General features: G+C 46.1%; 19 protein-coding genes and 2 pseudogenes. 16 read left to right on the forward strand and 5 right to left on the reverse strand.

The window, feature by feature from the left end; translation table 11 throughout:
* The first annotated feature begins 45 nt into the window (after positions 1-45).
* Together SYNPCCP_RS16230 and SYNPCCP_RS16235 are read left to right on the forward strand one after the other, a co-directional pair.
* On the forward strand, positions 46-1,680 hold the full coding sequence (locus tag SYNPCCP_RS16230; RefSeq protein WP_223211312.1) for a S8 family serine peptidase: 1,635 nt from the start codon (positions 46-48) through the stop codon (positions 1,678-1,680).
* Between the two features lie 237 nt (positions 1,681-1,917).
* A pseudogene (locus tag SYNPCCP_RS16235) lies at positions 1,918-2,388 on the forward strand (IS701 family transposase); the annotation flags it as partial.
* Positions 2,389-2,414: 26 nt separating this feature from the next.
* On the opposite strand, the gene SYNPCCP_RS17100 reads toward SYNPCCP_RS16235, so the two are convergent.
* Positions 2,415-3,263: an IS630-like element ISTcSa family transposase gene (locus SYNPCCP_RS17100; protein WP_010871248.1), complete on the reverse strand. Its 849-nt coding sequence runs from the start codon at positions 3,261-3,263 to the stop codon at positions 2,415-2,417.
* Between the two features lie 71 nt (positions 3,264-3,334).
* On the opposite strand from SYNPCCP_RS17100, the pseudogene SYNPCCP_RS17105 reads away from it, so the two are divergent.
* A pseudogene (locus SYNPCCP_RS17105) lies at positions 3,335-3,964 on the forward strand (IS701 family transposase); the annotation flags it as partial.
* Positions 3,965-4,331: 367 nt separating this feature from the next.
* Here SYNPCCP_RS17105 and htpG read toward each other — a convergent pair.
* Positions 4,332-6,308 (reverse strand): molecular chaperone HtpG, encoded by a 1,977-nt coding sequence (gene htpG / locus SYNPCCP_RS16255; protein WP_010874301.1) that lies wholly within the window; start codon positions 6,306-6,308, stop codon positions 4,332-4,334.
* A gap of 330 nt (positions 6,309-6,638) precedes the next feature.
* On the opposite strand from htpG, the gene SYNPCCP_RS16260 reads away from it, so the two are divergent.
* The 4 genes from SYNPCCP_RS16260 (at position 6,639) to SYNPCCP_RS16275 (ending at position 10,661) form a co-directional block, all read left to right on the forward strand.
* Positions 6,639-7,958 carry a glucose-1-phosphate adenylyltransferase gene (locus SYNPCCP_RS16260; protein ID WP_010874302.1) on the forward strand — a complete coding sequence of 440 codons (1,320 nt, stop codon included), beginning with the start codon at positions 6,639-6,641 and terminating at the stop codon, positions 7,956-7,958.
* Between the two features lie 28 nt (positions 7,959-7,986).
* Positions 7,987-8,835, forward strand: a complete 849-nt coding sequence (locus SYNPCCP_RS16265; protein ID WP_010874303.1) for a TIGR03943 family protein — start codon at positions 7,987-7,989, stop codon at positions 8,833-8,835.
* 121 nt (positions 8,836-8,956) lie between these two features.
* Positions 8,957-9,412: an SH3 domain-containing protein gene (locus SYNPCCP_RS16270; protein ID WP_020861883.1), complete on the forward strand. Its 456-nt coding sequence runs from the start codon at positions 8,957-8,959 to the stop codon at positions 9,410-9,412.
* 85 nt (positions 9,413-9,497) lie between these two features.
* Positions 9,498-10,661: an anhydro-N-acetylmuramic acid kinase gene (locus SYNPCCP_RS16275; protein WP_020861882.1), complete on the forward strand. Its 1,164-nt coding sequence runs from the start codon at positions 9,498-9,500 to the stop codon at positions 10,659-10,661.
* 35 nt (positions 10,662-10,696) lie between these two features.
* On the opposite strand, the gene prfA is transcribed toward SYNPCCP_RS16275, so the two are convergent.
* The 3 genes from prfA to surE all read right to left on the reverse strand — a co-directional run bounded on the left by prfA (position 10,697) and on the right by surE (position 13,360).
* Positions 10,697-11,794 carry a peptide chain release factor 1 gene (prfA, locus tag SYNPCCP_RS16280; RefSeq protein WP_010874306.1) on the reverse strand — a complete coding sequence of 366 codons (1,098 nt, stop codon included), beginning with the start codon at positions 11,792-11,794 and terminating at the stop codon, positions 10,697-10,699.
* A gap of 88 nt (positions 11,795-11,882) precedes the next feature.
* Positions 11,883-12,467, reverse strand: coding sequence for a DUF3727 domain-containing protein (locus tag SYNPCCP_RS16285; protein WP_010874307.1), 585 nt, complete (start codon positions 12,465-12,467; stop codon positions 11,883-11,885).
* 65 nt (positions 12,468-12,532) lie between these two features.
* Positions 12,533-13,360: a 5'/3'-nucleotidase SurE gene (gene surE, locus SYNPCCP_RS16290; protein WP_010874308.1), complete on the reverse strand. Its 828-nt coding sequence runs from the start codon at positions 13,358-13,360 to the stop codon at positions 12,533-12,535.
* 51 nt (positions 13,361-13,411) lie between these two features.
* On the opposite strand from surE, the gene SYNPCCP_RS17355 reads away from it, so the two are divergent.
* From SYNPCCP_RS17355 to SYNPCCP_RS16330, 9 genes are all read left to right on the forward strand, one after another.
* Positions 13,412-13,558 (forward strand): hypothetical protein, encoded by a 147-nt coding sequence (locus tag SYNPCCP_RS17355; RefSeq protein ID WP_158299087.1) that lies wholly within the window; start codon positions 13,412-13,414, stop codon positions 13,556-13,558.
* Between the two features lie 258 nt (positions 13,559-13,816).
* Positions 13,817-14,899 carry a photosystem II q(b) protein gene (psbA, locus tag SYNPCCP_RS16295; protein ID WP_010874309.1) on the forward strand — a complete coding sequence of 361 codons (1,083 nt, stop codon included), beginning with the start codon at positions 13,817-13,819 and terminating at the stop codon, positions 14,897-14,899.
* Positions 14,900-15,037: 138 nt separating this feature from the next.
* Positions 15,038-15,550, forward strand: coding sequence for an isoprenylcysteine carboxylmethyltransferase family protein (locus SYNPCCP_RS16300; protein WP_010874310.1), 513 nt, complete (start codon positions 15,038-15,040; stop codon positions 15,548-15,550).
* Positions 15,551-15,581: 31 nt separating this feature from the next.
* Positions 15,582-16,166: a cyclopropane-fatty-acyl-phospholipid synthase family protein gene (locus SYNPCCP_RS16305; RefSeq protein ID WP_010874311.1), complete on the forward strand. Its 585-nt coding sequence runs from the start codon at positions 15,582-15,584 to the stop codon at positions 16,164-16,166.
* Between the two features lie 30 nt (positions 16,167-16,196).
* Entirely contained in the window at positions 16,197-16,691 is a 495-nt protein-coding gene (locus tag SYNPCCP_RS16310; RefSeq protein ID WP_010874312.1) for a rhodanese-like domain-containing protein, read from the forward strand.
* A 188-nt stretch (positions 16,692-16,879) separates the two neighbouring features.
* Positions 16,880-17,074 carry a DUF2892 domain-containing protein gene (locus tag SYNPCCP_RS16315; protein WP_020861878.1) on the forward strand — a complete coding sequence of 65 codons (195 nt, stop codon included), beginning with the start codon at positions 16,880-16,882 and terminating at the stop codon, positions 17,072-17,074.
* 70 nt (positions 17,075-17,144) lie between these two features.
* The gene (gene petC, locus SYNPCCP_RS16320) at positions 17,145-17,681 is read left to right on the forward strand and encodes a cytochrome b6-f complex iron-sulfur subunit (protein WP_010874313.1); all 537 of its coding nucleotides are present in this window, start codon (positions 17,145-17,147) and stop codon (positions 17,679-17,681) included.
* Positions 17,682-17,741: 60 nt separating this feature from the next.
* Positions 17,742-18,188 carry a DUF2214 family protein gene (locus SYNPCCP_RS16325; RefSeq protein ID WP_010874314.1) on the forward strand — a complete coding sequence of 149 codons (447 nt, stop codon included), beginning with the start codon at positions 17,742-17,744 and terminating at the stop codon, positions 18,186-18,188.
* 176 nt (positions 18,189-18,364) lie between these two features.
* The gene (locus SYNPCCP_RS16330; protein ID WP_010874315.1) at positions 18,365-19,405 is read left to right on the forward strand and encodes a hypothetical protein; all 1,041 of its coding nucleotides are present in this window, start codon (positions 18,365-18,367) and stop codon (positions 19,403-19,405) included.
* Positions 19,406-19,422: the final 17 nt, after the last annotated feature.

A 19,422-nucleotide genomic window follows, 5' to 3' on the forward strand; every position in this document is an offset into this window, starting at 1 on the left:
TCCCACTGCGGTGAAGACTTGACGGTGATCTAATGGCAGGAAATTTTGCTCAAACATAATTACGGTCATCAATTGAAACAAATTCGACAAATATTAGCATTCCATTGCACAATTCTCTGCCAAGGAGCGTTGCTGGCCGGTTCTGTATTTGCCAATGAAGTTTACCCTAGTTATCTCAGCGAAAAGGGCATCGAAAGTGAGTTTTTGCATCAGTCTCCCCACAGTCTAACTGGTCGCAAGATCGCCATTGGCCAGATGGAAATGGGTCGGCCAGTGCAATATCTTTGGGATAAGTTGGGCGGTTGGCAACCCCCTTACCGTTTAACAGGGGTGTTTCATCTCAATCAAATTTCCCCCCGCAATCGTTTTTTTGACGACCATGCCGGTATGGTGGCCCAGGCCATGGTTAGCCGGGATAAACGTTATCCAGGGGTAGCACCGGAAGCTCGACTTTACTCCACCGCCATGGGGCCACTATCAGAAAATTTGCAACCCCAACAATGCTTGGCCGGACAATTTGTTAGTCGCCAAGATGGGAGCAACATCCGGGCAGTCAATTTGAGCTATGGGGAGTCGTTGGAGCGGGACGCTAGGGGGGATGCCCAGTTGGACGGCAATGCTTTATTAACTTTGTGTTTAGATTGGCTGACCCAACAGCAAAATCTACTCTTTGTGGTGGCCGGAAACCAGGGTACGGGAGGCATTGCCATTCCGACGGATAACTATAATGGCATCACCGTCGCCTACACTGTCCAATCTGCCGATCGCCAGGGGCGCTATGACCGCATGGCCTTTACAAATCTGAGTCGGCAACCGGAGGGCATGGGCAAAAGAATAGTGGAACGGGAAATCAATCAGGGGAGACGCCAGGGGGTGAGCTTGGTGGCTCCAGGCAGTGATTTTTATCTGTATGACATGAAGGGGCGAGTGGAATGGGTCAGTGGCAGTAGCTTTGCCTCCCCTCTGGTGACGGGCACCGTTGCTTTATTGCAGGAATTTGGCGATCGCCAGTTATTGGTCAATACCAACAGTAGCCGCTGGAATTTAGATGCCCGCAGGCCCATGGTGATGAAAGCGGTGTTACTCAATTCAGCAGTAAAAATTCGCAATGCCGGTTTGGGCACAAACTACACTCTTTACAGCAGTAAAAAACGGGATTGGCTAGCAACGGAAGCTTACCGAGACCCCGTCCTACCGTTGGATTTGGAAATGGGAGCTGGTCAACTGAACGCCCGTCGAGCCCTAGAACAATTCCAGTCTGGAGCCTATGGGCCTGGGGAAAATGATCTCCCGGCGATCGCCTGGGATTACGGGGCAATTCAACCGGGACAGACCATCAGTTATTCTTTGTCTAAACCTTTAAAGGGAGGAGAATTTGCCAGTGTCACCCTTGTGTGGGAAAGACTAGTGCAATTGTTGGACAGTAATGGTAATCAACAATATGACCTAGGGGAGAGTTTTCAAGCCCAGCCCCTAAGTAACCTAGATCTATTTATCACTGACCAAGGCGGGGCTACCCCGGTGGTTTGTTCTTCTCAAAGCAAAGTTGATAACGTAGAACATTTTCTCTGCCCCATTGCTAGTACGGGGAAATATACTATTCAAGTCAAACATCAGGGCGGTGGAACTGCACCCCGACCAGAAAACTATGCCCTGAGTTGGTGGACTGTTACTAATTGAGCAGAGTAACCGAGAACCTAACCAGTCTCCGGAAACTTGAGGGTGATGTGGCCAATCAGGTAAATTACACCAAGTCTTAAAACGATATCGCTCTTCTATCATTGTGGGTAGGATAAGATGGAGAAGATAGTCTGAAATGCAGAGGTGGTATATGGTTGCCCCACGTGAAGCAAAAGAAACAGTACAATTCATTGACAAATACTGCGAAGGATACAGAGACTTATTTTATTTCCAAAAGTGAGAAGCTTTGAATACTTTAAATACTTGCATCTAGGATTAATTGCGAATATAAAGAGAAAAACCTTCCCAGAAATAGCTAAGGTAGTAGGACTAGAAAATGGACAAGGATTTGACTATTTCTTCGGTAACAGCCCTTGGTCGTTAGAGGAGGTAAGGGAAAGAAGAATTAATAAAATTCTGAGTTTTGCGGAAGGAGAAGCAATAACAATGCTCATAGACGAAACAGGGGATAGGAAAAAAGGAAGAAAGACAGATTATGTTGCGCGTCAGTATATTGGCAATCTAGGAAAAATAGAAAATGGAATAGTAGAGGTGATGTGTTATGGAATTATAAAGGGAATGACAGTACCATTAATCAGCAAAGTATATAAACCAGAGACAAGACTAAAAGAGGGGGATAAATACAAAAGTAAACCAGAGATAGTAGGGGAAATTATCAAAGAAATAAAAGAGCTTGGTTTCAATATATAGTAGTTTAAAATAAAGCTGAGACGCTAAACGCCACAGTAAGAACGGATAATTTCATCAAGAGACGTGTCAATAGGAGCGTACATTCTAGCTCGTTTCAAGGCACTAAAGTCATGCTCAATATCATTTAAATCAGGAGAATATTTCGGCAAAAAAAGAACTTCATGACCTGCTTCTTTAGCCAATTCTTTAATGGCAGTTTTACGATGAATAGGAGCATTATCCATTATTAATATTGATGGAATGTCGAGGGAGGGTAGCAAATATAATTTTAACCATCCTTCAAAGCCTTCTGCATTCAAACTCCCGGTAAAAACCATCGGCGCAATCAAATCTTTTTTTCCTTTTCTTCTCCCTGCTACTAGATTTTCTCTGACTCCCCTTTTTCCTTGTCTATCTCCATAAACTTTTTTTCCTTTTTTTGACCAGGCATAAATACAAGCCTGGATTGCTTCGAATCCAGATTCATCTATGTAAACTATAGCTTGACTACCATAGAGCTTAATTAGTTCTCTTAACATTCTATAGTACTTAACTCGTTCCTCCCGGTTTCTTTCTCGATAACGTAGTTCTTTTTTTTTTCTGTTTATTTTCATTTTCTTTAATGCGTAATATACGGCACTCGGCCTCACTCCAAATTTCTTGGCTCTGTCTATCAATCTTGCATCGGGATTTTCTTCTACGTCTTTTTTTAGAGCTTCCCAGTCTAATTTCCTATGGCGACGCTCTACTTTTGTTGGGCTTAAATCTACTCTATTTAACCATCTGTATATCGAGGCTTTTCCTATTTTATATATCTTGGAAGCCTCAGTTATTTTTCCTCCAGCTTCTATATAAGCTACTACCCTTTGCCTTAAATCTAAACTGTAAGCCATTGTTTAAACCTGTTCATTTTGTACACTCCATAATTTTACATTAAATTCTCTCATCGTTAATTGAAATGACTATAAAGGTAGTATTAGCATATAGTGAATATGGAGAGAGCAGCGAGAACTTTGTAAGAGTATTAGAAAAAGAAAATCTAGAATATGTACTAGCTATAAGGAGTGATCATGGAGTCTGGCTTGGGAAAGAGGAAAGAGTAAGAGCGAACAAATGGAGAAAATTTGAGAGAGAATTTGCAAGTGGAAAGTCGGAAGTAAGATACGAATAAGATACGTGAGAGAAATTATTTATGGAAGGAGAGGGGAAAAAAGATATTAGCAAGTAACGGATAACAAGGAGAAAATGCCGTCAAATTCAACGTATTTTATTATGACAAAAGTATCAGAAATAAAATATAAAGAAGTGGGTAACTTATATGGAGCAAGGAACTGGATAGAGTATGGATTAAAGCAAATAAAGAATGAACTGGGGTGGGCAGATTTTAGAATGATGGACTATTCCAGAATAGAAAAATGGCGGGAAATAGTGATGAGCGTATATTTAATGGTAAGTCTTCAGATAGAAAATTTGCCTCCGCATGATAACTCCTTAAACAAATCAAAACAGACTAGGGAGATAGCTTATCAGAATATACAAAAACATCCTTGGTGGAATCAAAAAAGTGGATGGAAAAACATACTTAACAACATGAAATTAATAATTCAGCCATTATGTTACTTTAATTTATTAAAGCCGTGGATGACGGTGATTTATACACCTCAGTTATTGAAAAACTTCCATTGCTTATTTGACAGATTGAAGAAGGCAGTAATGGCTTTAGGAGACCTTATTATTGCTCCAATTATTTTACCTTTCCACCTACACTGATAGAAGAGTGATAAGTTGGAAATTAAGAACATCTTCGCTGATACTAAACATTAACCCGATCATATCTCAGCACTTTCTGTTTGATTAACTGTAGAGGACTAAAAAAGGTAGAAGAGAGAACCCCTTAGCAAATAGGATTAACTGACTTCTACCCTACAACCTATTGACAGGATGCTGTTTTGATGGATAATTTACTGTTTGGTCAAACGGGTTAATACCGCATTAGAGCGTTCAATGAAACCTTTCATGCCCTCCGCATCAAAACCTTTTTGGGCCATCAATGCCAAGTCATAAACATGTTGACAAAGGGATTTTGCTAATTCTGCTGAGGGAGATTCCCCACTGCCAGTGACAATACCGCCTTGGCTGAGGGAAAGAATGTTTTTAATTAGGGGGTGGTTGGTGTTAATGGCTAACACATGTTGTTCCGGGAAAGCCATCGCCTGCTGTTGCATCATGGCAGTCATTTCCTGGAGGCGTCGCATGGCTTCCGGTAGAAGTACCATGGCTGGAGGGGTAGATTGGGGATCGTCGGATTTTAATGATTGGGTTTTGATGTTGATGTTGGGATTATTGAGGGCCTTTTCAAAGATTTCTTTGATTTGCTCACTGCGGGATTTGTTGGTGGCGGGGTCCACAATGTCGCTGGCTTTATCCTCTTCAATCAAACTTTGATCCAGTTCTGAATCTACCCGGGAAAATTTGACGTCACTGTATTCTTTTTCTAGGAAAGGAATGAAGTAATTAGTGTCAATGAAAGAATCCATAAATAGGACCTCAATACCCTGGTTTTTATACAGTTCCACATAGGTGGCTTGGGTAGCTTGATCGGTGCAGTAAAAAACTCGATTTTCGTGGCGTTCTTTATTGCGTTCCAAATAACGTTTCAGGCTGGTGTAACCTTCTTTTTCGTAGGGATTAACCCCGTCACTCTGGTTAGTTTCAGCCCAGGCATCACCATCTTCGGTCAGAACTTCTACCTTTGGTTCCGTACTTTCTGCTGTGGCTTTATAGGTGGTGCGGTAGAGCAATAAATCTTCTACTTGTTGTTTGAATTTATCTTCCCGCAGGGAACCAAATTTGACAAAGGTACCAATGTCTTCCCAACATTTGAGATATTCTGCCGGATTTTCGTCGTACAAAGATTTAAGGCGATCGCCAACTTTTTTGGCAATGTAATCAGCAATGCGACGCACAGTGCGGTGATTAGTGAGGGCACTGCGGGAAACGTTGAGGGGAATATCGGGACTATCAATTACCCCCCGGAGCGGCATCAAAAATTCGGGAATGACTTCTTCGCAATGGTCACTGACAAAAACTTGATTGCAGAAAAGTTTAATTTGCCCTTTGGACACATCCACATCGGGGCGTAATTTGGGAAAATAGAGAATACCATTGAGCAAGAAGGGATAATCGGTGTTTAAATGCACCCACAACAGGGGATCTTCCTGGAAAGGGTAAAGATAGCGGTAAAACTCCAGGTAATCTTCTTTGGTTAAATTTTGGGGTGATTCCTTCCAGATGGCCCGCTGTTTATTTAGCGTTTCCCCTTCAAAGCGGATGGGCACTGCCATAAAGTCAGAATAGGTTTTCACCAATTGCCGGATGCGACCAGTCTCCAAATATTCCTGTTCATCGTCCAGCAAAGTTAGGGTGACTGTGGTTCCTACCTGCTGACGATCGGAATCCGTCAGTTCAAATTCCGGTGAACCGTCGCAACTCCAATGCACCGCCTGGGCCCCCTCTTGGTAAGAAAGGGTGTCAATTTCCACTTTTTGGGACACCATGAAAGCGGAATAGAAACCCAAACCAAAGTGACCAATCAAATCATTGGCAGACTTTTGGAACTTTTCAATGAACTCCTCCGCACTGGAGAAAGCCACTTGGTTGATGTACTTTTTCACTTCATCGGCGGTCATGCCAATGCCGTTATCGGTAATAGAAAGGGTTTTATTCACCTTATCCACTACCAGTGTAATTTGGGGATCGGGCACTTCTCCAGAGCCGTCGCTGGCAAAAGCAGCCATTTTCCGTTTACTAATGGCATCAACGGCGTTGGAAATTAATTCCCTTAAAAAGATTTCATGGTCAGTGTAGAGAGACTTTTTAATAATCGGGAAAATATTCTCGGTATGGATTGTGATATTGCCTTTTTCGAGTACTGCCATAGGTCTTTAGATTTAATGTTTAGGATTGTTAGGAAATTTAGTGGATTAGCAAAACTTCCAGGAACCTAGTCAGCTCCCCAGATTTGCCCAGCGCCCCAGCAATGGGGGTAACCCCATCATCATACGAAGCCAGGGACAGTTTACTCAGCGGCAGTTTCCGACCTTTGCCATTTCGGTTATCCGTACCCCCACAGTGATCTGACAACTCAGCTCCGAATCCCAACGGCGATCGCCATTCTTGCTTGGGGCATTAAAACCCGCTGGTTAGCCGGAATTTCCGTCCAGATTCCCTTTCCAGATGTCCCCCTCGGTTCTAAACTTGACTTCGAAGTGTGTTGTTGGCAATCGAGAGGTCTGCTTGTGAAACGTGTCTTAGCGATTATCCTGGGCGGTGGGGCCGGGACCCGCCTCTATCCTTTAACCAAACTCAGAGCCAAACCCGCAGTTCCCTTGGCCGGAAAGTATCGCCTCATCGATATTCCCGTCAGTAATTGCATCAACTCAGAAATCGTTAAAATTTACGTCCTTACCCAGTTTAATTCCGCCTCCCTTAACCGTCACATCAGCCGGGCCTATAATTTTTCCGGCTTCCAAGAAGGATTTGTGGAAGTCCTCGCCGCCCAACAAACCAAAGATAATCCTGATTGGTTTCAGGGCACTGCTGATGCGGTACGGCAATACCTCTGGTTGTTTAGGGAATGGGACGTAGATGAATATCTTATTCTGTCCGGCGACCATCTCTACCGCATGGATTACGCCCAATTTGTTAAAAGACACCGGGAAACCAATGCCGACATAACCCTTTCCGTTGTGCCCGTGGATGACAGAAAGGCACCCGAGCTGGGCTTAATGAAAATCGACGCCCAGGGCAGAATTACTGACTTTTCTGAAAAGCCCCAGGGGGAAGCCCTCCGGGCCATGCAGGTGGACACCAGCGTTTTGGGCCTAAGTGCGGAGAAGGCTAAGCTTAATCCTTACATTGCCTCCATGGGCATTTACGTTTTCAAGAAGGAAGTATTGCACAACCTCCTGGAAAAATATGAAGGGGCAACGGACTTTGGCAAAGAAATCATTCCTGATTCAGCCAGTGATCACAATCTGCAAGCCTATCTCTTTGATGACTATTGGGAAGACATTGGTACCATTGAAGCCTTCTATGAGGCTAATTTAGCCCTGACCAAACAACCTAGTCCCGACTTTAGTTTTTATAACGAAAAAGCCCCCATCTATACCAGGGGTCGTTATCTTCCCCCCACCAAAATGTTGAATTCCACCGTGACGGAATCCATGATCGGGGAAGGTTGCATGATTAAGCAATGTCGCATCCACCACTCAGTTTTAGGCATTCGCAGTCGCATTGAATCTGATTGCACCATTGAGGATACTTTGGTGATGGGCAATGATTTCTACGAATCTTCATCAGAACGAGACACCCTCAAAGCCCGGGGGGAAATTGCCGCTGGCATAGGTTCCGGCACCACTATCCGCCGAGCCATCATCGACAAAAATGCCCGCATCGGCAAAAACGTCATGATTGTCAACAAGGAAAATGTCCAGGAGGCTAACCGGGAAGAGTTAGGTTTTTACATCCGCAATGGCATCGTAGTAGTGATTAAAAATGTCACGATCGCCGACGGCACGGTAATCTAGGGCCAGTTTCTTTCCTCGCACCATAGCCATGACCGCTCCCGTTAAAGCAGTAAAATCCCTGAGCCAAAAGTTTGCCCCCCTCCGGTCTGTCCTGGATCAATTGGACGGCCTGGGCATTCTTGCCTGGGGGATTTTGATGCTCAAGTACTCTTTTTCTGGGGAATTGGGTTTACTCATTCATCCCAACTATTTTGGGTTGGTGACAGTGACGGGGTTCGTCCTATTGTTTTTGGGCGGCCTGCGATTGTTTCAAACCGGCAGACGTTGGTTAAAGAGAGCCCGCCGCAGTGGCAATGGTAACCAAGACAGTGTGACCCACGTAACGGTTTTACCCCTAGGACTGGGCACTGCCCTGTTGTTAGTTACCGCTGTGATGGGGCTTTTTATTACTCCGTCCGTTTTCAGCAGTCAATTGGCCATCCAACGGGGCATTAGTATGACTTTGCCCCCCACCCAAACCCAGATATCCAGCTTTGCCTCCCAGATTAAGCCGGAGGATCGCACCCTAGTGGACTGGGTCCGCACCATCAGCGCCTATCCAGAGCCTGACGTTTACGCCGGCCAAAAGGTTGATGTAACTGGCTTTGTCGTTCACCCTGAATACTTGCCAGATAACTACCTCCTCATTAGCCGCTTCATTCTGACTTGCTGTGCAGTGGACGCTTATCCTGTGGCTTTGACGGTCCGTTTAGAAGGTTCCCGTAGTCAATATCCCCCCGATACTTGGCTAACCATCCAAGGACAAATGGTGGCCGCAACCTTACCCAGCTCAGCGGATCAGGGCAGACAAGGGGCAGAAAAGCGTCAGGTTGTGGTGGAAGCTCAGTCGGTGGAAGTGGTGCCAACTCCGGCTGATCCCTATAGTTACGCCGATTGAACCATTGACAAAGGAACCTAATCTGTTCCGAATCCATCGATACAAAAGCGGGAATTACGTCAGAAACGATTAGCGATTCGCTAAGATAACTCAGCATTGTTACGTAAATGTGTTGACCAGTATGAAAGGTTTGTCTGGGCTGTTACAGTTTTTCATCGGCTTTATTTTGGGGGTAACCTTGTTTGTGGGGGGAATTTCCCTAGCCGGTTATCTGGTTTTTAATCGTTTTGCGGCCAGTCCGGAAAAGCCTTTATTTCCCGAAGAACAAAGTCAGCCCCAAGATGACCAGCCTTCCCCCACAGGGACAGAATCGCCCCAAGCATCACCGTCACCAAGTCCTTCCCCTTCCCCCACAGAGGAACTTCCCTCTGGGGCCTATAAAGCCAAGGTAATTTGGAATGGAGGCTTGAATGTTCGTACCGAGCCAGATCGGGAGTCTGATTCCCTTGCTACGATCAACTACAATGACGAAGTGGTGGTGCTGGCAACCCAGGGGGAATGGTCTAAGTTGAGGCTGTCTGGAGGCACAGAAGGATGGGTGAGATCGGGCAATCTGGAAAAACTCCCAACACCATAGCTACTCTCGGAGCAGAAACCCAGGCAAAGAAAAATAAAATAAAAGTTGATTAATTCCGACCATCCAAACATTTAGGGGCAGGACATTGTATTGCATTGGTTTAATTAGTGGCACTTCCGTGGATGGCATTGATGCCTGTTTAGTCGACATTAGTGGGTCTGGATTAGACCTCAAGGTTGATTTGTTGCGGGGGGAAACCTACCCTTACCCCGATGCATTGCGCCAGGAGATTTTAGCTTTGTGTGCAGGAACTCCCGTTAGTCCGGAGGCGATCGCCTTTTTGGATGACAGTATTGCCAAGGAATTTGCCCAGGCGGCCCAGCAAATTCAACAATCTTTGCCCCCAGCGGATCTCATTGGTTCCCATGGCCAAACTATTTTCCACCGTCCCCCCAATCCAGAGAAAGCCTTTTCCCTCGGTTACAGTTGGCAGTTGGGCCGGGGAGAGGCGATCGCCAATTTGACAGGCATTACCACGGTGAGTAATTTTCGGGCGGCGGACATTGCCGCAGGGGGCCAGGGAGCACCATTAGTTTCTAAAATCGATGTCTGCCTGTTGAGCCATCAAAATGAACACCGCTGTGTGCAGAATTTAGGTGGCATTGGTAATGTGACCTATCTCCCTCCCCGCAGTCAGACAAATTGGCAGGAAAAAATTTGTGGCTGGGATACGGGGCCCGCCAACGTCCTAGTTGACCTGGCAGTGCAAAAATTTACCCAGGGAGAAAAAACCTATGATCAGGGGGGACAATGGGCGGCCCAGGGTAAGCCCCGCCAAGAACTGGTAGACCAATGGTTACAAGAACCCTTTTTCGAGCAATATCCGCCTAAATCCACCGGGCGGGAATTGTTTGGGGCGTTGTACCTCGATAACTGTTGGATAGAAGCCCAGCGCCATGGCTTGAATGAAACCGATTTTTTGACCACTCTGACAGAATTTACGGCCCGCTCTGTAGTGACTGAATACCAAAGATTTTTACCCCAACTGCCCGATCGCCTGTTACTGTGTGGCGGTGGTGCCCATAACCTCTATCTGAGGGAGCGGCTCCAATATCACTTAGGCTCCAACACAAAAATTCAGCGCACCGACGATGTTGGTCTGAACAGCGATTTCAAAGAGGCGATCGCCTTTGCGGTGCTGGCCTATTGGCGTTTCCAGGAGCAATTTCCAGGTAATGTCCCCCTAGTCACCGGTGCTAGTCAAGATTGTCTGTTGGGGGATATTCACCTTGTCCCAGTTGGTAGTTAAATAGCTCCAAAGAACTACTTCACTTTGATCTTTGATTAATTGTTGGTAGCTTCCGCCAATTCCGCCAGTCTCTCCTGTTGATCCTGGGAAATGCAAGACTCGATGATAGTGTGAATTTCCCCTTCCAGAGCCGTGTTTAAATCAAAGTTGCGTCCCAAGCGGTGGTCGGTAACTCGATTATCTTTGTAGTTATAGGTGCGGATTTTCTCCGAACGGGAACCCGTACCCACCTGCGATCGCCGATTGGAACTGATGGCATCATTTTGTTCTTGGAGCATCATGTCATAGAGCTTGGCCCGGAGAATTTGCATCGCCCGTTCACGGTTTTGGAGTTGGGAACGTTCTTCGGTGCAAAAAATCCGAATACCTGTGGGTTTATGGAACAGATCCACCGCCGTTTCCACCTTGTTAACGTTCTGTCCACCGGCTCCACCGGAGCGAGCCGTACTCATTTCAATGTCTTTGGGATCAATTTTTACTTCCACATCATCCACTTCCGGCATGATGGCCACCGTAGCCGTGGAGGTATGCACCCGACCCCCAGCCTCCGTCACCGGCACCCGTTGCACCCGATGCACCCCTGCTTCAAATTTCAACTGGCTGTAAACCCGGTCCCCTTTAACTTCCAGAATGGCTTCCTTAAAGCCTCCCATATCTGCTAAGGACTCACTCAGCAGACTCACTTTCCAACCCTGACTTTCGGCATACCTGGTGTACATACGTACTAAATCTCCAGCCCAGATACTAGCCTCATCTCCCCCGGTGCCGGCGCGGATTTCCAACATAATATTTTTCTCATCGTTGGGGTCCTTGGGCAGAAGGAGGATAGTTAGGCGCTTTTCCAACTCCCCAATGGCATTTTCCAGTTCCTCCACTTCCAACTGGGCCATTTCCCGCATTTCTGGGTCATTGCCAGATTCTTTGACAATTTGTCGGGCCCCTTTTAAATCTTCCTGGCTTCTTTTCCAAGTCTCGTAGGTATCAACTGTTTCTTCCAAGGACGAGCGGGCTTTGGCTACCCGTTGCAATTCATCGGGGTTGGTGGCAATGTCCGGATCCGCCAGCATCCTAGTCAATTCCTGATAGGTCTGCTCCACAGAAGCTAGTTTGTCTAAGAGGTACGTTTCCGCCATGGTCTGCCTTGGGTCAAAATGCTCAGTCTTCTATTCTAACTCCCCCAAGACCCCCCTGCTTTTTCCCCTTGCATTGATCGCCAAATGGTTAGTCCGCATCTTCAAATAAAAGCTCTTCTAGAATATGTTTGAGTTCATCATTGTCGGGGTGCACCAACTCAATTTGTGTTTCACTAATGGCTTTAGCAAGAAATAATAAAGGCGCTAGGGGAGTGTAAATGCTATAGCGTTCTTCCTCGTGGTAAAAACTAGCCAGGAATTGCAATTCTTCCTCTTCCATTTCCCCAGCCGGATCGTTCCCTTCAATTTCCAGGGTGAGAATATCTTCATCTTCAATGGGGGGCAGTTCACCACTGACGGTGAGGGTGTAGGCAGTGTACTTCAACGACAAATCTAATTCTGCCAGTACGGCCTTAGCATCTGCAAAAATGCCACTAATTTCTTCTTGGTCCTCTAGTAAAATTGCCTCAGCATCTTCTGTTTCATCGTCATCTTCTTCCCAGGCAATAATTACCACCGGGATGTCAACGGGCATCAATAATAAGTATTGAGCGTCCTCTTGTTCGAGGGAGTTTTCCACGTAGCAATCTAAAGGCCGCCCCGCTTCATCGTAGAGCGTTATGCTATCGCTTTCATCCGGTTCATTTTCTTGATTAAACAGATAAGCAGACATATAACTTAATAATGTTATTGAGTATTAAGAGTATCACGGAAGAAGCAGATATTTAAGAAGAGAACTCAATCAAAGTTTAGATGATCTAGCCAATTAGTTTTTTCAATAATGTTAACTCCGTTGATATCCGTAAGATTATATTGCAATGGGGTAATGGTGATGAAGTTATCTTGGCTAGCCTGGACATCAGTGGGAATGCGGCGGTTGAGACGGAGATAGTCTGGTTGGGGAATTTCTTTTACCCTTTCCCCCGCTAGCCAGTAGTAGCGTTTTCCCCGGGGATCATACCTTTCTTCAAAGGTTTCGCTATAGCGTTGCAGTCCCTGGCGGGTGAGTCTAACTCCGGCAATCTGCTCCGCTGGTACCGCTGGAATATTGATGCTAAATAAGGTCGGTTCCGTCAATGGCGATCGCCAGAGGTGTTGGACAAAGCAATTGGCAAAGTCGGCGGCGGGCTGAAAATCGGTGGCGGTAAAACTGACCAAACTCAAAGCAATGCTAGGAATGCCCTCGATCAACCCTTCCATGGCGGCGGAAACTGTACCGGAATATAAAACATCAGTGCCGAGGTTAGCACCGTGGTTAACTCCGGAAAGGACAAAATCCGGATAACGGGGCATCACCGCATGGAGGGCAAACTTCACACAGTCAGCGGGGGTACCGGAACAGGACCAAGCCTTGATGCGAGGATCAAAAACATCCTCCACAATGCCCGCTCGAATGGGTCGATGGAGGGTCAGACCATGGCCGGTGGCGGATCTTTCCCGGTCAGGACAGACCACTGTGACTTCATGGCCTGCGGCGACTAGGGTGTTGGCCAAGGTACGTACCCCTTGGGAAAAAATGCCGTCATCGTTACTGACAAGGAGATTGAGGACCGGGGATGGGGTCATAGGACACCAAAGAATCGAGATTGTGCCTGCCAGCCTTAACGATATCAGGCTATGTCCCGCTTAAACTCTGATTCTTACCAGGTAACTCCTGGGCTCCATGGGGCCACAACCAGGCAGTATTTTGTTCCTTTGGCCAATGGGGCGATCGGGGAAAAATGGCTTGATCTGGCATTTACGAGAAAAATTTTTATTTTTTAATGATTTATTTTTTCCTATTAAAATCTTTTTTTTACCTTTGGAAACCAACTGCAATCTGAGAAACCATCTTGTTTTTTTAAAGAAATATTATTAATCTGAAATTCAAGGGAAGTTAATCAATGCCAATAATTATCTCGCATTATTAATCCCCCTTTATCTATCTGGTTGAGTTGGATTTAGCTGATAGTTTATCACCAAAATAACAAGCAAAATCAAATCCAAGCTTAAACCCAAAATCTTACTTCGTAATTATTCGCTATGACTACTACCCAATTAGGATTACAGGAACAAAGCCTGTGGTCACGGTTCTGTTGTTGGATTACTAGCACTTCTAATCGCCTTTACATCGGCTGGTTTGGGGTGTTGATGATCCCCACTTTGTTAACCGCTACCACCTGTTTTATTATCGCTTTCATCGCCGCTCCCCCGGTGGATATTGATGGCATTCGGGAGCCCATTGCTGGTTCTTTACTGTACGGTAACAATATCATCACTGCCGCCGTAGTGCCCAGTTCCAATGCCATTGGCTTGCACTTTTACCCCATTTGGGAAGCCCATAGCCTCGATGAATGGCTTTACAATGGTGGCCCTTACCAATTGATTGTTTTTCACTTTTTAATTGGGATTTTTTGTTATCTCGGTCGTCAATGGGAATTGTCTTACCGTCTAGGAATGCGTCCTTGGATCTGTGTTGCCTATAGCGCCCCCGTCGCCGCTGCCACTGCTACTTTGTTAATCTATTCCATTGGTCAAGGCTCTTTCTCCGATGGTTTACCCCTAGGCATCAGTGGTACTTTTAACTTCATGTTGGTGCTGCAAGCGGAACATAACGTATTGATGCATCCTTTCCACATGTTAGGGGTAGCTGGGGTGTTTGGTGGGGCTTTGTTTGCCGCTATGCACGGTTCCTTGGTTACTTCTTCCTTAATTCGAGAAACTACAGAAGTTGAATCCCAAAATCAAGGTTACAAATTTGGTCAAGAGGAAGAAACCTACAACATCGTTGCTGCCCACGGTTACTTTGGTCGCTTAATTTTCCAATATGCTTCCTTTAACAATAGTCGGGCTCTCCACTTCTTTCTGGGAGCTTGGCCAGTGGTAGGCATCTGGTTTGCCGCTTTGGCAGTTTGTTGTTTCGCTTTCAACCTCAACGGTTTTAACTTCAACCAATCCATTCTGGATGCCCAAGGCCGTCCCGTGAGCACCTGGGCCGATGTGATTAACCGTGCCAACATTGGTTTTGAGGTGATGCACGAACGCAACGTTCACAATTTCCCCTTGGATTTAGCTTCCGGTGATGCCCAAATGGTGGCCCTGAACGCCCCCGCCATTGAAGGCTAGTGCCATTGCCATAACTGCTTTCGGTTAGACTTCGTTTCATTTGGTTAATCAAGGGCACTCTCGCAATGGGGTGCCTTTTATGGTCCAAGGTTAAAGTTAAGCCAGTAAAGTTTAAGTCTATTTCTAGGGTGAAATGTAATGAATCAATTTAGGGACTGGGGTTTTTCCACTGATTGGTGGCAAGGCAAAAAAGGGGAATATTGGGTACTTGGGCAAACAATTCTCTCCGTTGGATTTGTACTGTTACCGGTTTATACTCCTACTAATTTACAGTTACTAGCTGAACAAAATCAGTGGATTGCCTGGGCTGGTACTCTGTTTTTTGGCATGATTGCGGCAGTTTTGCTGATTGGGGGGGGTCTGCATTTAGGGGAAAATCTGACTCCCTTGCCCCATCCTAAAAAGGATAGTCAATTGGTCACCACTGGTATTTACAGCATGGTCCGTCATCCCCTCTACGGCGGCGTGGTTTTTCTGGCGATCGCCTATGGCTTTTGGCAATGGAGTTTGACCCATTTAATCGGAGCAGTGGTGTTATTTATATTTTTTAATCTCAAAGCTAATCGGGAAGAAATTTGGCTCCAAGATAAATTTAACGACTATGGCAATTATCGAGACCAGGTGAAAAAGCTGATTCCTTGGCTTTATTAAAGGAATATGAAGAAAAATATGGGAAAAAACTATGTGGGATGAAAGATTTAGCCAGTCAGAATATGTTTACGGTACAGAACCGAATGATTTTTTGGTCAGTGTGGCCAATCAAATTCCCCAGGGAAAAATTCTTTGTTTAGCAGAAGGAGAAGGTCGTAATGCTTGTTTTTTAGCAAGTTTGGGTTATGAAGTGACCGCGGTGGATCAATCTTCGGTCGGTTTAGCCAAAGCAAAACAATTAGCCCAGGAAAAAGGTGTAAAAATTACCACTGTCCAGAGTAATTTAGCCGATTTTGACATTGTCGCGGATGCCTGGGAAGGCATTGTTTCCATTTTTTGCCATTTACCTTCTAGTTTAAGACAACAACTTTATCCCAAAGTTTATCAAGGCTTAAAACCTGGTGGAGTGTTTATTTTAGAAGGTTTTGCTCCAGAACAATTACAATACAACACCGGTGGCCCAAAGGATTTAGATCTATTGCCTAAGTTGGAAACGTTGCAGAGTGAATTGCCGAGTTTGAATTGGCTAATTGCCAACAATTTGGAACGAAATTTAGATGAGGGAGCTTACCATCAAGGGAAAGCCGCCCTAATTCAGCTATTGGGACAAAAGTAAACCACAATCGAATTTAATTATTCCATTTCCATGGCATCAATTGTTTTCCGCTACCTTACTGTTCTCGTTTTTTCTCTTTGCTTAATGGGGTTTTTTTCCCCGCCGACCCTGGCGGCAGGTTCTCCTCCCTTGCTGAATTCAGAGCTCAATCCCCAGACTCAAACAATGGATTTGGCGATCGATAGCTTTTTAGATTCTATCCCTGCCAATTATTATGCTATTCGTACACCGGCAGCCCTGAAAAAACGATTAGATGATGCAAAAACTACCTTAGTGGATGTGAGGGAAGTTAAGGAATATCAAGCTGGACATATTCCCGGAGCAATCAATATTCCCTTGCGGACTTTAAGCCATAATCTGGCACAGATTCCCCCAGACAGAAAGGTTATTTTTTACTGTTCCACTGGCTACCGTTCCGCCATGGCGATGATGGCTTTAAACCTTTTAGGCTACGAAAATGTTCTGGCATTTTCTCCTAGTTTTACTGGCTGGCAAGCGGCAGGGGAAGCAATTGCCAAAGCTTGATTAATGAATCCGACGAAATCTTCCTTTGTGCATAGTTAAATTACCCCCTTAACAAAAATTTATTGTTATAATAAAAAAAGTAAAGACAAGAAGAATAGTTTCAATATTTTATCCTTTACTTAATTGCGTAAGGATTTCAATTAATCTTAGGAAGAAATTTTTCCATCCCCCATACGGAGATTATAATCATGGCTACTAACATGGGTTCCATTGATCGTTTGATTCGCTTAGTTATTGCTTCAGCTCTGCTCTATCTTGGTCTTTTTTTCTACTCCGGCACTAGCCTGGGACTTGGACTTACTGCCGGAGGCGGATTGATGCTATTTTCCGCTACTTTTGGCTTTTGTGGGCTGTATAAATTGCTCGGCATTAGCACCAAATAGATCCGTATTTTGACTGTTACTGCTCACATTGTTTTGTTCTTTTCTCACCCTATTTAGCACTAATTTAATCATGGATAACACACAGGCGATCGCCCCCCCTTCCTATTCCCGTCGTCAATTACTCAACTTTTTAGCTGGCACCACCGTTGCTGTCACCGCCAGTGCAGGAGCCTACGCCATGGGGAAATTCTTTGTGCCCCCGGCTGAAAAAGGTGGAGCCGGAGGAGGCATTATTGCCAAGGATGTTTTGGGTAACCCCATCCCTGCTTCCCAAATTTTGGCGGAAGCTCCCGGCACCAGGGCTTTAGTGGCTGGTTTGGCTGGTGATCCCACCTATTTGATTGTTAAAGAGGACGGTAGCCTCGACAGTATCGGCATTGTTGATAGTTGTACCCACCTGGGTTGTACTTTTCCCTGGAATGGCAATGATCAAGAATTTCAATGTCCCTGCCATGGTTCCCGCTACCATCCCGACGGCTCTGTGGCCCGGGGGCCCGCTCCTTTGCCCTTGAAAATAGTGCAGGTGGCCGTGGTAGATGATCAAATTTTCATTTCCCCTTGGACAGACCTGGATCCCCGCACGGGAGAGAAACCCTGGTGGGTTTGATAATTTTCAATTTTTGGCCAACAATCTTCAAAAGCTAAACTATTTTGGTCTTGTTAACTTATGTGGATTAGTGCCACCGTTGCGTATATTCATTACCTCAGTTTTATGGTTGCCTTTGGGGCATTGGTTACGGAGGCCCTGACTTTGAAAAAAGACCCTAATCTGGAGGAGTCCTGGCGATTGGTCATTGCCGATGCCGTTTATGGGCTGTCCGCCACGGCCGTCTTGGTTACGGGAATTTTGCGGGTGATGTATTTTGGCAAAGGCACGGATTATTACCTGAGTCATCATATTTTCTTTGCCAAAGTGGGACTATTCATCGTGGTGGGGTTACTTTCCCTCTATCCCACTTTCTCGTTTTTGATGTGGATTAAAGCCCTACGCGATCGCCAGGCTCCCGTGCTGGAGGAAGGCAAAGTGTCTGTATTGCGGTGGTTGATTCGGGGAGAATTGGTTGGATTGGCCCTAATTCCCTTCACTGCCGCTCTGCTGGCTAGAGGTTTATAACAGTCAAGGGTGAATCATACCTAGGAACTAGGTCAATTAACTCCTGGTCATTGTTAGGGATGCCAATTGGGACCATCCCTGGGCTAGAATATCGCTCAGACTCACACCTCCATAGTTCTAAGCTTGTTTGACTTTGCCCTAACCTGAATAAACCGCCGTTGCTTGGTGGCCTCGCCATGACTGACTACTCCGCCCTTGATAAATCCTCTTTCGCTGCCAGTGAGTCTGACTACATTCAAGCAGAGCTAATGGCCGAGGAGGAAACTGGCCCTAGGGTGAGCTATGACCCAGGGGAGTCTAGCTTGGCCGCCCTAGAGCCGCCCCTAGAAGCAACAGGAAGTTTTGAGTTTAATTTTATTGACCGCCCAGTCCCCCAAGAAGAGGTACAGGGCACCCATCCTGCGGAAGAAGTTCTTACCCGTTTATTTACCCCTTGGAGTTTGGCGGGGTTGTTGATGTTGGTGGTGGCCAATGGACTGTTAACAATTTATGGTTTGACGGCTCGATCGCCGGGACCGACGATGGCGATCGCCCATTTTGACGGTTTGCCCCCCATTCCTCCTGGCTTACCTCCAGTGGCCGATGCTGGCCCTGGACTCAATCTACAAAAGCTCAGCGAAATGGCTGTGGTACGAGATCCTCAACCTACGGCTCCTTCTGCTCCCCAGGCGATCGCCAGTCAGAATGTGCCAAGTAACCCTCCCGCCGCAATGGTTCCCCAGGCCCAGCCAGTGCCCATGGCCGGCTACAGCCCCTATTTAAATGCTCCTGGTTACACAGCCGCCGTTCCCGGTGCCATTACCCCTCCCCAATCCGTGCCTTCAGGGCAGCCACTGCCCACCATTGCCATTCAACCTATCCGTCAGGCCCCCACCCCTCCTTTACCCCCTCCCCCTCCGCCGCCGATAAATACGGGCATTGGTAATGGGATTGTTTCCCCACCGCCAGTGGCCAGGGCCGATTACGGTAATCAGGTTAGTGCTGCCCCTAGTTCCTCCTCTGCCGGTGGAGCCACTGTGGAGTCGCAAATGTATCAACAGTTGCCCAGTGGATCTGCCCCCAGTGCCGTTGCCAGTAGTCAATCTCCCAATCAAAAAAACTTTCATCAAGTGACAAGAACTTATAATCAGGGAGGAAGCGCTAGTGAGCGGGAAACTAACCCCGCCACCCAACAGTTAGTGCAGGAATTGGAAAGCCTTAACCAGGCTCCCTATTAGGGTTGGCCCTCTTTGTC

It is taken from the genome of Synechocystis sp. PCC 6803 substr. PCC-P, assembly GCF_000284455.1.
Classification (GTDB): domain Bacteria; phylum Cyanobacteriota; class Cyanobacteriia; order Cyanobacteriales; family Microcystaceae; genus Synechocystis.

Excerpts from the sequence above, each read along its gene's own strand:
- SYNPCCP_RS17100 (WP_010871248.1), bottom strand. The coding sequence starts at position 3,263 with ATGGCTTACAGTTTAGATTTAAGGCAAAGGGTAGTAGCTTATATAGAA.
- htpG (WP_010874301.1), bottom strand. The coding sequence starts at position 6,308 with ATGGCAGTACTCGAAAAAGGCAATATCACAATCCATACCGAGAATATT.
- SYNPCCP_RS16265 (WP_010874303.1), top strand. The coding sequence starts at position 7,987 with ATGACCGCTCCCGTTAAAGCAGTAAAATCCCTGAGCCAAAAGTTTGCC.
- SYNPCCP_RS16270 (WP_020861883.1), top strand. The coding sequence starts at position 8,957 with ATGAAAGGTTTGTCTGGGCTGTTACAGTTTTTCATCGGCTTTATTTTG.
- prfA (WP_010874306.1), bottom strand. The coding sequence starts at position 11,794 with ATGGCGGAAACGTACCTCTTAGACAAACTAGCTTCTGTGGAGCAGACC.
- SYNPCCP_RS16285 (WP_010874307.1), bottom strand. The coding sequence starts at position 12,467 with ATGTCTGCTTATCTGTTTAATCAAGAAAATGAACCGGATGAAAGCGAT.
- surE (WP_010874308.1), bottom strand. The coding sequence starts at position 13,360 with ATGACCCCATCCCCGGTCCTCAATCTCCTTGTCAGTAACGATGACGGC.
- SYNPCCP_RS17355 (WP_158299087.1), top strand. The coding sequence starts at position 13,412 with ATGTCCCGCTTAAACTCTGATTCTTACCAGGTAACTCCTGGGCTCCAT.
- psbA (WP_010874309.1), top strand. The coding sequence starts at position 13,817 with ATGACTACTACCCAATTAGGATTACAGGAACAAAGCCTGTGGTCACGG.
- SYNPCCP_RS16300 (WP_010874310.1), top strand. The coding sequence starts at position 15,038 with ATGAATCAATTTAGGGACTGGGGTTTTTCCACTGATTGGTGGCAAGGC.
- SYNPCCP_RS16305 (WP_010874311.1), top strand. The coding sequence starts at position 15,582 with ATGTGGGATGAAAGATTTAGCCAGTCAGAATATGTTTACGGTACAGAA.
- SYNPCCP_RS16310 (WP_010874312.1), top strand. The coding sequence starts at position 16,197 with ATGGCATCAATTGTTTTCCGCTACCTTACTGTTCTCGTTTTTTCTCTT.
- SYNPCCP_RS16315 (WP_020861878.1), top strand. The coding sequence starts at position 16,880 with ATGGCTACTAACATGGGTTCCATTGATCGTTTGATTCGCTTAGTTATT.
- petC (WP_010874313.1), top strand. The coding sequence starts at position 17,145 with ATGGATAACACACAGGCGATCGCCCCCCCTTCCTATTCCCGTCGTCAA.
- SYNPCCP_RS16325 (WP_010874314.1), top strand. The coding sequence starts at position 17,742 with ATGTGGATTAGTGCCACCGTTGCGTATATTCATTACCTCAGTTTTATG.
- SYNPCCP_RS16330 (WP_010874315.1), top strand. The coding sequence starts at position 18,365 with ATGACTGACTACTCCGCCCTTGATAAATCCTCTTTCGCTGCCAGTGAG.